The sequence below is a fragment of the Pradoshia sp. Z4_20 genome (genome assembly GCF_058216035.1).
In genome coordinates, this window is sequence record NZ_JBZAJD010000002.1 from 403,754 (window position 1) to 415,894 (window position 12,141).

Sequence of the window (12,141 nt, forward strand, 5' to 3'; positions counted from 1 at the left end):
CTTTATTCTCCCAATTTCATTCCTGTTGATATGATTGCAGTACCTCGGAGCATCTGTTCAGCAGTCATTCTCTTTTTACCAGCTAGTTGTAAATCAGTAATTTTGATTGCTGTATCATTTCCTGTCTTCACAACGAAACCATCTTTTTCGATATCAAGCACTTCACCGGCACTACCTTGCTTGGCGGTCTTCACTTTTTCTCCCCACCAAACCTTTAAAACTGTTCCATTTAACAAAGTATAGGCTACAGGCCATGGATGTAAACCGCGGATATGGTTATAAACCTCTTCTCCGCCTTGTGTCCAATCGATTAATTCCTGTTCTCTTTTAATATTGAAAGCGAAGGTAGCATCTTCCTCATTTTGTTTAATTGGAGTGATTTCTCCATTCAATAATTTTGGAATGGTCTCAGAAACCAGTTGTGCACCAGCTTTACTCAATTTATCATGTAAACTGCCTGTATGGTCGGTTTCCTCAATTGGAACTTCTACTTTTGACAGCATGTCACCTGCATCCAGCTTTTCTACCATGTACATAATGGTTACACCTGTTTTTTCTTTCCCTTGCATGATTGCATAGTGAATAGGTGCACCACCACGTAATTCAGGCAGTAAGGAGGCATGAACGTTTATACAACCATACTTTGGAGCCTCTAATAAACGATTCGGCAGGATTTGTCCAAATGCCGCGGTAACAATTAAGTCTGGATTTAAAGCAAGTACCTTGTCAACTTCTGAATCCACACGAATTTTTTCTGGCTGGAGAACTGGAATACCATGTTTCTCGGCTGTCACCTTTACAGGAGGTGGTGTCAAAATGCGTTTCCGTCCAACCGGACGGTCAGGCTGGGTTACGACACCAACGATTTCATATCCATCATTTATTAAACGTTCTAATACACCGACAGAAAAATCAGGTGTTCCCATAAATATTATTCTAGTCATTCTACTTCATACCCTTCTAACTCTTCTTCACTTATATAACGCACAACTTTTGAAGTAAATAAGATTCCTTCCAAATGATCCATTTCATGTTGAATAGCTCTGGCCAAGTAATCCTCAGCTTCTAAAATATACGTTCGTCCCTGACGATCCTGTGCTTGTATCTTAACATATGCAGGTCGTTCAACCTCTCCATACAGATTGGGAAAACTTAAACAGCCCTCCACATCACGATCCTTACCCTTCGTGGAAAGAATTGTCGGATTAATTAATTCAAATGTTCCAGACTCATCATCTACATCAACAATCGCTACTCTAATATTTTTGCCGATTTGCGGCGCAGCCAATCCCACGCCATCCGCGTCTATCATTGTGTCGTACATATCATCAAGTAACTTCGCTAATTTACGATCAAAAACTTCAACCTTTTTACAGGGAGTTTCAAGAATTTTATCCGGATGTTTTACTATAGGTAATACTGCCACTTATTCTTTTCCGCCTTTCTATTTACATCATAATGAACGGATTGACATCAATCGATAATTGTAACCCTGATTGGGTGGCATTACGTCCATATGTTTCATTCAATTTTTTTAAAATTGTACTTAGATTAGGTTCCCGCTTGTATTTTATCAGACATTGGTACCTATATCTATTGTTGATTCGAGACATTGGGGAAGCAGATGGTCCAAATACAACCGTTTCCGGCCCTACCTGCCGCTTAATAAATGCTGCTATTTTCTCGGCTGCTTCCACCGTTTTCATCACATCTTCATGAGAAATTGTTAAAAGCGCGATATAATAATAGGGAGGATAGTCATTTTGTTTCCGTAAGAACATCTCTCTCATAAAGAAAACGTCATAATCCTGCTCTGATGCCAGTTGAATGCTGTAATGTTCAGGAGTATAGGTTTGAATTACCACTTCGCCTGGCAATTCATGTCTTCCGGCACGCCCACTGACCTGCGTTAGTAGCTGAAAGGTACGTTCTGATGAGCGGAAGTCAGGTAAGTGCAGCATTGTATCTGCAGTAAGAACCCCTACCAAAGTCACTCTTGGAAAGTCGAGGCCTTTGGCAATCATCTGCGTACCAAGAAGAATATCTGCTTGTCCATCTTCGAATTTTTTCAGCAACGCTTCATGTGCTCCTTTGCGTCTGGTTGTATCCACATCCATTCGAATGACTCTGGCATGCGGCAGCAATTTCCCCAGCTCTTCCTCAACCTTTTGAGTTCCTGTACCAAAAAAACGGATATGGTCACTGCCGCAGTCAGGACAAACCTCTGGAACCCGTTCTTCAAGACCGCAATAATGGCATTTCATAAGCGCTTGAACACGATGATATGTCATTGATATATCACAATTTGGACATGTAACTACTAGTCCGCAGTTTCGGCACATCACAAAGGATGAATGTCCTCTTTTATTTAACAAGAGAACAGTCTGTTCCCCTTTGTCTACACGATCCTTCAGCTTTTCAAATAATAGGCCGGAGAACATCGAGCGGTTTCCCCCTCTCATTTCATCCCTCATATCAACGACTGAAACAGCTGGTAAAGCCTGATCGTTTACTCTGCTATTTAATGTTAACAACGTATATACACCTTTTTTCGCTCTTGCAAAACTCTCCAGAGACGGTGTAGCACTGCCGAGGACAACCGGACAATTGTGATAGGCCGCCCGTTTAAGTGCTACATCGCGTGCATGATAACGAGGTGTTTCTTCCTGTTTATAACTACCCTCATGCTCCTCATCAATAATAATCAGACCTAAATTAGTAAACGGTGCAAATACAGCGGAACGGGCACCAACTACAACCTTAACTTCTCCGCGTTGTATTTTGCGCCATTCATCATATTTTTCACCATGAGACAGGCCGCTATGTAATACGGCTACCAAATCTCCAAATCGTCGCTTAAATCTAGTCACCATCATGGGTGTTAAAGAAATTTCGGGCACCAAAACAATGGCTTCCTTCCCTTTATCTACGATTTGCTTGATGGATTGTAAATAGATTTCCGTTTTGCCGCTTCCCGTTACACCATACAATAGGAAATTTTCATTTCGATTTTCCTTTATAGCTAACTTAATCGGATTAATAGCTGCCTGTTGGTTATCTGTTAACTTCAGGCATTGATCCTTTGTAAATTGGCCTTCCGCATATGGATTACGATATTCCTCTTTCTCAGTAATCTGAACGATTCCTTTTGAAACAAGAGGTTTGATGGCAGAGGAACTGTTAATATTCGTTTCTTCCAGCACTTTTGCCAGCAATTGCTCCCCCGGATGTTCTACCAGATAGGATACTAGTTTTTTCTGATTGCTGGCATTCGCATTTAAGTGGTCTAATTGTTCAAGCAACTCGTTCCTTGTTAGCAACGACTCTATATATTTTTGCTTTTTTATTTTTGTTTTATCAGATACCTGAACGGTAATTTCAAGATTTCCATTGTCAATTTCAGTCTTTATACAGGACAAAAGCTGCTCATTTTGAATCTTAATCCAGCTGACGGCTTCCGCTTTACTGAACAAATACTGAATTTGTTTTGGGAGATCATTTGTCTGCTTACCTGGAGCAAGCCGGATTTGTTTTTCATACTTTGCTTTCAATGCTGCTGGAAGCATTGCCTGGAATGCTGATATTTTAAAACACATCGTCTCATCCGCGAGCCAATGTCCTACATCCAACAATTCGTTATTTAGCGCTGGTTCAATATCCAATAAACTGCTGATTGATTTTAAGCCCTTTACTTCTGTATGCTCCTTTAGTCTTACGACGAAGCCAAGCAATTTCCTTGGGCCAAAAGGAACTGTCACTCGCATTCCCTCACGAATAATGCCGGCCCATTTTTCCGGGATTTTATAATCGAATGGACGGTCCGTTTGCTGGGCCGGTACATCTACGATTACTTCTGCTATCATAAAGAGTGATCCTCATTTATTTGAAGTGATTCTATTTCTTTAAATATTTCTTTGGCAACTTCAGCTTTACTTAGTAAAGGAAGTTCTCTGAAACTGCCATCCTTTTTATATAAGGTAACAATATTGGTATCCGTTCCGAACCCGGCACCTTCATGGGTCACATTATTAGCGACAATCATATCAGCATTTTTCTTAACCAGCTTTTTCTTTGCATACTCATCCAAATCATTCGTTTCAGCTGCAAAACCTATCAAGATTTGGTTTGTTTTTCTCTTACCAACCTCTCGGAGAATATCCTTTGTACGAGTCAGTTCAAGCGTACTGTCGCCTGCTTGTTTCTTCACCTTTTGATTCTCATAAACAGCTGGTTTATAATCAGCTACAGCAGCTGTACCAATAATAATATGCTGCTCATCCATTACATCCATTACCGCTTCATACATTTCGGAAGCACTTTCTACTTTAATTACTTTGACACCTGCAGGAGCGTCCAATGACACCGGGCCTGACACCAATGTAACCTCAGCTCCCATGCTTCTTGCCACCTCCGCTAAAGCATATCCCATTTTACCGCTCGAAAAATTGGATATATAACGTACCGGGTCGATTCGTTCACGAGTTGGACCAGCTGTAATCAGGACTTTTCTGCCACTTAATGATTTCTTTTCTTCAGCAAAAAAATCTTCTAAATTAGCAACAATTGTTTCGGGTTCTTCCAGCCTTCCCTTACCAACATACCCACAGGCTAAATAGCCTTCTGAAGGCTCCATAAATAAATAGCCATCTTCCCGTAGCTGCGCCATATTTCGCTGTACAGCTTTATGGTGATACATATGGACATTCATAGCCGGGGCAATCATAACAGGCGCCGTTGCTGCCAGCAAGGTAGTTGAAATCATATCATCGGCAATTCCATTTGCCAATTTCCCTATAATATTGGCTGTAGCAGGTGCAACCAGAATGACATCCGCCCAGTCAGCGAGCTCAATATGTGCGATTTTACCAGGGATTTTCTCGTCGAATGTATCTATATAAACATCGTTTTTGGATAAAGCCTGAAAAGTTAACGGCATCACGAATTTAGTTGCTGATTCACTCATTATTACCTTTACTTGCGCACCGGCCTGAACAAGTTTACTTGTTAAGGCGGCCGATTTGTATACAGCAATACCTCCTGTTACACAAACAAGTATCTTCTTATTATCAAGCATCTAATCACTCCATAACTGGTATTCTTGAGAATTCCTTTATATACATCTTTTATATCATATATTATCTATTAAATTTGCACTAATATGTTTTACTATAATTCGAAAACATATCATCAGCCAGCAAAAAAAAACAACCTTATTATCAATCGTAAGGTTGTTTTTTCGAAAGCATTGCCTATTAAAAGTCTTGACGACCTTCAGTTACCACTCGATACGTTAAGTCACCAGAATGGATTTCCTCAAGCGCTTTTCCAACATATTTATGAGATACCGGCTTTGCAATTTTTGTGCTTTCTCCAGATTCCTGCATATAACGTGCACGTTTAGCTGCAACGGATACCAAAGAATATTTAGAATCAATTTTTGTCAATAGTGAGTCAATAGATGGGTATAACATATTATTTATCATCCTCCAATAATTTTTTGTATCTTTTTTCTACTCGTTCACGGCGTAGATGTTCAGCCACCACGATTGCATTGATGCGCTCGCACGCATGCTCTACACGATCATTTTCAACTACATAATCGTAAAGATTCATCATTTCGATTTCTTCCCGAGCCGCTTTCATTCGGTTACGGATTAACTCATCTGTTTCCGTGCCTCTTGTTACGATTCGATTTTCAAGCTCCTTAAGGCTTGGCGGAGCAAGGAAAATAAATAAACCGTCAGGAAACTTCTCACGAACCTGACGCGCTCCTTGTACTTCTATTTCAAGAAATACATCCTTGCCTTCATTTAACGTTTGGCGAACGTATTCAATTGGTGTGCCATAATAATTTCCCACATATTCAGCATGCTCCAAAAGTTCATCATTGGCAATCATATCTTCAAATTGTTCCTTTGATTTAAAGAAATAATCCACCCCATCAACTTCTCCCTCACGAGGTTTTCTGGAAGTTGCTGAAATTGAATATTGAAAATCAACATCCGGCTGAGAAAAAATCGCCTTTCTGACTGTACCTTTCCCCACTCCAGATGGACCTGATAAAACTATTAATAACCCTTTTTCCTCCAAAACAATCACCTATCCTTCCAACACGCTCTCATCACGGTCATGTAACCTCGCAGCCACGGTCTCCGGCTGTACCGCTGAAAGAACCACATGGTCACTATCGGTTATAATCACTGCGCGTGTTCTTCTTCCATATGTAGCATCTATAAGCGAACCCTTGTCCCTGGCATCCTGAATAATCCTTTTAATAGGTGCAGATTCAGGACTTACAATGGTAACAATGCGATTAGCAGAAACTATATTCCCAAATCCAATATTAATCAACTTTATGGACATTGAAGCAGCCTCCATCCCTCTTACCTAGTGTATGCTTGTATGTACTGTCATAAACTGTATTATTCTACATTTTGAACCTGTTCCTTCATTTTCTCAAGAATTGTTTTCATCTCGACAACTTTTCTTGCAATTATTGCATCGTTTGCTTTAGAGCCGATTGTATTTGTTTCCCGATTCATCTCCTGGATGAGAAAATCAAGCTTTCTTCCAATCGGACCGCTTGCCTCCAATGATTCTAGAAATTGTGCAATATGGCTTTTCAACCTTGAAACTTCTTCATGTATGTCTGCTTTATCTGTAAATAAAGCTACTTCTGTTAACAGCCTGTTTGGATCAAAGATATCTCCAACTGCTTCTTCAAGCTTTTGTTTGAGCCGGCTGCTATATTGCTTAACAACTTCCGGTGCACGCTCCCTGACATCCTCAACCTCTGCATCAAATTTTTTAATATGCTCAGTTAAATCGCTCTTTAGGAACTCACCTTCTGTTTCCCGCATATTTGACAAGCGAGAAGCAGCTTTTTCTACCGTACCAAGCAGCATTTTCTCAAGATCGGCATTAACTTCTTCCTTCTCATCAATAGAGATAATATGTTCGAGATGAAGCAAATCAGTCATCTCCGGTTCTGCAAACGCACTGTACTTATTATTGAATTCAGTAGATATATTCATGAATTGGTCAATTAAATCCCAATTAGGTGTCATCGTTCTTTTAACGGTTCCTTCACCCTGAAGGCTGATAAATACTTCTATTCTACCTCTATGCAGCTTTTGCTGAATAATCTTTTTAATCCTGTCTTCATACATGAGCAGTTGACGAGGTGATCGGATACTGCATTCAAAAAAACGATGATTCACACTTTTCATCTCAATGGTTATGGATAAAGAATCGTTTTCTGTCTTCGCTCTTCCATACCCTGTCATGCTTAAAATCATCCGGCCCCAGCTCCAATCAGTAACATTATACACGCTAATATAAAATAAAAAGGTAATAGAGCTCACTCTACTACCTTAAAAATTATATCACAATTTATTTAGATTTACTTACATAAAATGTACCCGCCAATAAAAAAGTTGGAATAGACGCCATTCCGACAATTAATAGCCAATCACGAGGGGCAATCGGCACCGTATGGAAAACGGTTTGTAAAGGTGGATAGTACAAGGCAATCAGCATAAGAATTAAAGAAGAAACGACTGCCCATACAAGATACATATTGCCAAATGGGTTTCTTGAAAAGATTGATTTTTCACTTCTGCAGTCAAATACATGGATTAATTGTGCAAGAACCAAAGTTACAAAGGCTACGGTCTGAGCATATTGTAAATTATCAGGGTTTGATTTATATACAGTTATAAACGCGAGCAATGTGGCGATACCAATCAAGAATCCTCTTGATATGATTTTCCACCCCAATCCCCTAGCGAATACGCCTTCTTTTGGATGACGCGGACCCCGCTTCATCACATTTTCTTCAGGTTGATCGAGTCCCAGTGCCATAGCCGGCAATCCATCGGTAACCAGGTTTACCCATAAAATCTGGATTGGCAATAAAGGCAAGGGCAATCCTATGACCATCGCAAATAGCATAACTAAAATCTCTCCTACATTTGATGCTAATAAATAGCGTACGAATTTACGAATATTTTCATAAATATTTCTGCCTTCTCTTATGGCCGATTTTATGGTTGCAAAATTATCGTCCAATAAAATTAAAGAAGATGTTTCTTTGGCCACATCTGTACCGGATATACCCATCGCTATTCCAATATCTGCAGCCTTTATAGCAGGTGCATCATTCACTCCGTCTCCTGTCATAGCCACTATATGTCCTACTCGTTGAAAGGCACTGACTATTTTTAATTTATGCTCTGGTGAAACACGGGCAAAAACAGTCGTCTCATCAACGATATTTTCCAAATCATCCACAGACATCGCATCTAAATCTTTACCGGTCAGCACACGGTCTCCTTCGCGGAATATCTCCAATTGTTTACCGATAGCCTTTGCTGTTATTAAGTGATCGCCGGTTATCATCACCGTTTTAATACCGGCATCGCGACATTCCAGCACCGCTTTCCTTACTTCTGGACGCGGTGGATCCATCATTCCTTCAAGGCCAAGGAATATCAATTCATTTTCAGCATCCGTTTGGTCAAGAATTGCTTGATTGGCTGGTACACTTTTGTAGGCAACCGCAATTGTCCTTAATGCTTGTTCAGCCATATGTTCAGTTGTATTCCCTATGGACTCACGAAGTTGCTCGTCCATATGCTGCACTCTTCCATTGGACATAACCGTTGTACATTTCCCAAGTAAAACATCAGGTGCCCCTTTAGTTATGACAAATTGCCTTCCGTTATGATCCTTTACCAATACACTCATTAATTTACGTTCTGATTCAAAAGGAAACTCCTTTAAAATCTTATACTTTTCGAATAAAAGCTGGCGGTCAATTCCCTTCTTCATAGCGGCAACAAGCATAGCTCCTTCAGTCGGATCCCCATCTATATAATACTTTTTCTTTTTAAGCTTAAGCTCAGAGTTGTTACAGAGGATACCATAGGTTAGCAATTGCTTCAGCTCTGTATCATCCTGATGACCGCTCACACATTCAAACTTACCGGTTGGATCAAACCCTTTCCCAGACACTGACCACTGCTGCCCTGAAACCCAAACCTTAGTCACCATCATCTTATTCTCAGTCATCGTCCCTGTTTTATCAGAACAAATGACTGATGCACAGCCCAATGTTTCTACAGCAGGCAGTTTCCTTACGATTGCTTTCTGTCGAATCATTCGCTGGACTCCCAGGGATAAGGCTACCGTAACAATAGCCGGTAAACCTTCCGGAATAGCAGCTACGGCTAAAGATACTCCCGCAAGAACCATGGTGTATAAGTTATTTCCTTGTAAAACACCAATTCCTACAACCAATAAAGTCAGCAGTAATGCAACAACAATGAGTATCTTTCCCAGTTGTTCCAGGCGAAGCTGCAAAGGCGTCTGTTGCGTATTGGCATTTTGTAGCAGATCTGCGATTTGGCCCATTGCCGTTTTCATTCCTGTCGCAACAACTATACCCTCACCTGACCCACGTGTTACCATCGTTCCCATAAATGCCATATTAACCTGATCGCCGATTCCGTCTTGCCCATCTCTTTTTGGTTCTTCCGTTTTAGCAACAGGGAGCGATTCACCTGTCAATGCAGATTCTTCTATTTCAAGATTATACTGCTGGAAAATCCTCATATCTGCACCAATACGGTCGCCACTTGAAAACTTTACTATATCTCCCGGAACACATTCTTTAGCCGGAATTTTCGACCATAACCCATCACGTAATACAATCATTTGAGGTGCAGCCATTTCCTTTAAAGCCGACAGCGATTTTTCTGCTTTCCTTTCCTGAAAGAACCCTAATAAACCATTAATCAATACGATCATGATAATGGCAATTGCATCAATATACTCTCCCAGCAAACCTGAAACGAGAGTAGCCGCAAGCAGGATAAGGACCATAAAATCTTTAAACTGCTGAAAAAACAGAATTAAAGCAGATTGCTTTTCTCCTTCTGCTAATTCATTTTCTCCGTATTGGTTTAACCTTTTTTTTGCTTCCTGATGACTTAACCCTTTTTTTGTATGTACTCCAAAAGCGGATTGTAGCTTTTCTTTGTCCATTTCTGCAAGTTTCATGTGACGGATACAACCTCCTTAACAATCCGAATAACTTTCTTTGGTACATGTTTATTCAGAGTTGTCCTAAAAAATGCTATACTTGTTTGAATGGAGATTTATAATTCGAATACTTACTAAAGAAGGTGTCACATATATGTCCTTTGACGGTTTTTTTACAAGAGCAATGACCGAAGAATTATCAGAGACGTTAACTGGTGGACGAATAACAAAAATTCATCAGCCCTATAAAAATGAATTACTGCTAGTCATTCGCGCAGGCAGAACCAATCATAAGCTTCTGTTGTCTGCACATCCCAGCTATGCTCGTGTACAACTAACAGAAGAAAACACGGATAACCCTTCAGAAGCACCCATGTTTTGCATGCTGCTTCGTAAACATTTGGAAGGCTATTTTATAGAGAAAATCGAACAGCCTGAATTGGAAAGAATCATTAAATTTGAGATTAGAGGGCGCAATGAAATCGGCGACATAACTCAAAAATTATTAATCATAGAGATAATGGGCAAACACAGCAATATTATTCTTGTTGATAAAGAAAGAAATATGATCATAGACTGTATCAAGCATGTACCGCCTGCTTTAAACAGCTACAGGACATTATTGCCAGGTCATTCCTACGTTTTGCCGCCAGCTCAGAATAAAATCAATCCGCTATCAGATATAGATAAAGGCTTGATACATATTGATTATTTTGCTGGCAAAATTGATAAACAATTGGTCACACAGTTTGCTGGTATCTCTCCTCTTCTTGCGAAAGAAATAACATACAGGGCTGGACTCGTAAACAGGGAGACCGTTCCAGAGAGCTTCAATATAATAATGGAGCAATTAAAATCACATAATTATCAGCCAACATTGGTTACAGGTGATAAGGAAGCTTTTTACCTCATCCCCCTTCAGCATTTGAAAGGTGATAAGAAGGAATTCCCTTCGCTAAGCTTATTGTTAGATCGCTTTTATTATCAAAAAGCGGATCGGGATCGCGTCAAGCAGCAAGCGCATGACCTGGAGAGAATTCTCTCAAATGAAAAAGAAAAAAATGAAAAGAAACTAATAAAATTAGAAGAGACTCTGCAGGATTCAGAGAAGGCAGAAATATTCAAGAAATACGGGGAACTGATAACCGGTCATATTTACGCTTTGAACAAAGGAATGAAGAGTGCTGAAGTAATTGATTATTATGATGAAAATCAACCTACTCTTTTGATTGAGCTCGATGTCCGAAAAACCCCTTCTGAAAATGCTCAATGGTATTTTTCTAAATACCAAAAGGCAAAGAACGCCAAATCCTTTGTAATCAATCAAATCGAAAAAACAAATGAGGAAATTCAATATCTCGATAATTTAATCCACCAAATGAACACTGCCTCACCAAGAGATTTGCAGGAAATCCGTGAAGAGCTTGAAGAAGGCGGATATGTGAAAAAAAGATATACCAAAAAGCAAGGTAAGAAAAAAGATTTAAAACCTGTCCTTGATTCCTATTTGTCCAGTGATGGCATTGAAATTTTGGTAGGTAAAAACAATAAGCAGAATGAATATTTAACCAATCGCCTAGCGGCTAAAAATCAGCTTTGGTTCCATACAAAGGATATTCCGGGATCCCATGTTGTCATCCGCGATGCAAACCCTACCGAACAAACGATAAAAGAAGCCGCCATTCTGGCTGCCTATTTCAGTAAAGCCAGGCAGTCGAGCCAAGTTCCGGTAGACTCTACACTAATCAGGCATGTCAAAAAACCAGCTGGAGCAAAACCGGGCTTTGTAACCTATGATAATCAAACAACCTACTATGTTACCCCGGATGAAGAAGTGGTTTTATCCTTAAAAGCATAGATAAACGCAGCGGTTTTAATTTTCCGCTGCGTTTTTATTATATTATTATTCTTTTGTTATTACTCTAAATAGGAAATAAGATACTTCATCATTGCTGAGTGTCCAGGGCGTTCGTATCCCAACAAAAAAATCAGTTCCCGCTCGCTGCATATTACGAACAGTATCAAAGTATATCCACAGTTATATTAACCTGTTTTGTTATCTTCTTAAATTTCCTCCTTATACACACTTGCTAAAGT

General features: G+C 39.8%; 10 protein-coding genes. 1 reads left to right on the forward strand and 9 read right to left on the reverse strand.

From position 1 onward, the window contains the following. Nucleotides 1-2: 2 nt before the first annotated feature. From fmt to AC4BHP_RS07980, 9 genes are all read right to left on the reverse strand, one after another. Nucleotides 3-944 (reverse strand): methionyl-tRNA formyltransferase, encoded by a 942-nt coding sequence (fmt, locus tag AC4BHP_RS07940; RefSeq protein WP_490551827.1) that lies wholly within the window; start codon nt 942-944, stop codon nt 3-5. Next, nucleotides 941-1,426 (reverse strand): peptide deformylase, encoded by a 486-nt coding sequence (gene def / locus AC4BHP_RS07945; RefSeq protein ID WP_066100599.1) that lies wholly within the window; start codon nt 1,424-1,426, stop codon nt 941-943. Before def ends, fmt begins: the two co-directional genes overlap by 4 nt. A gap of 22 nt (nt 1,427-1,448) precedes the next feature. Continuing rightward, entirely contained in the window at nt 1,449-3,863 is a 2,415-nt protein-coding gene (gene priA, locus AC4BHP_RS07950; RefSeq protein WP_490551828.1) for a primosomal protein N', read from the reverse strand. Further along, nucleotides 3,860-5,074, reverse strand: a complete 1,215-nt coding sequence (gene coaBC, locus AC4BHP_RS07955; RefSeq protein WP_490551829.1) for a bifunctional phosphopantothenoylcysteine decarboxylase/phosphopantothenate--cysteine ligase CoaBC — start codon at nt 5,072-5,074, stop codon at nt 3,860-3,862. Before coaBC ends, priA begins: the two co-directional genes overlap by 4 nt. 178 nt (nt 5,075-5,252) lie before the next feature. Continuing rightward, nucleotides 5,253-5,471 carry a DNA-directed RNA polymerase subunit omega gene (gene rpoZ / locus AC4BHP_RS07960; RefSeq protein WP_066100606.1) on the reverse strand — a complete coding sequence of 73 codons (219 nt, stop codon included), beginning with the start codon at nt 5,469-5,471 and terminating at the stop codon, nt 5,253-5,255. Between the two features lies 1 nt (nt 5,472). Then, a complete protein-coding gene (gene gmk / locus AC4BHP_RS07965) occupies nt 5,473-6,090 on the reverse strand; it encodes a guanylate kinase (protein WP_066102291.1) in 618 nt (205 codons plus the stop codon). Between the two features lie 9 nt (nt 6,091-6,099). Beyond that, nucleotides 6,100-6,363, reverse strand: coding sequence for an extracellular matrix/biofilm regulator RemA (gene remA, locus AC4BHP_RS07970; protein ID WP_066100607.1), 264 nt, complete (start codon nt 6,361-6,363; stop codon nt 6,100-6,102). A 59-nt stretch (nt 6,364-6,422) separates the two neighbouring features. Continuing rightward, a complete protein-coding gene (locus AC4BHP_RS07975) occupies nt 6,423-7,298 on the reverse strand; it encodes a YicC/YloC family endoribonuclease (RefSeq protein WP_066100608.1) in 876 nt (291 codons plus the stop codon). A 94-nt stretch (nt 7,299-7,392) separates the two neighbouring features. Next, entirely contained in the window at nt 7,393-10,062 is a 2,670-nt protein-coding gene (locus tag AC4BHP_RS07980; protein WP_066100611.1) for a calcium-translocating P-type ATPase, SERCA-type, read from the reverse strand. Between the two features lie 136 nt (nt 10,063-10,198). On the opposite strand from AC4BHP_RS07980, the gene AC4BHP_RS07985 reads away from it, so the two are divergent. Further along, a complete protein-coding gene (locus tag AC4BHP_RS07985; protein ID WP_490551830.1) occupies nt 10,199-11,902 on the forward strand; it encodes an Rqc2 family fibronectin-binding protein in 1,704 nt (567 codons plus the stop codon). The last annotated feature ends 239 nt before the right edge of the window (nt 11,903-12,141 follow it).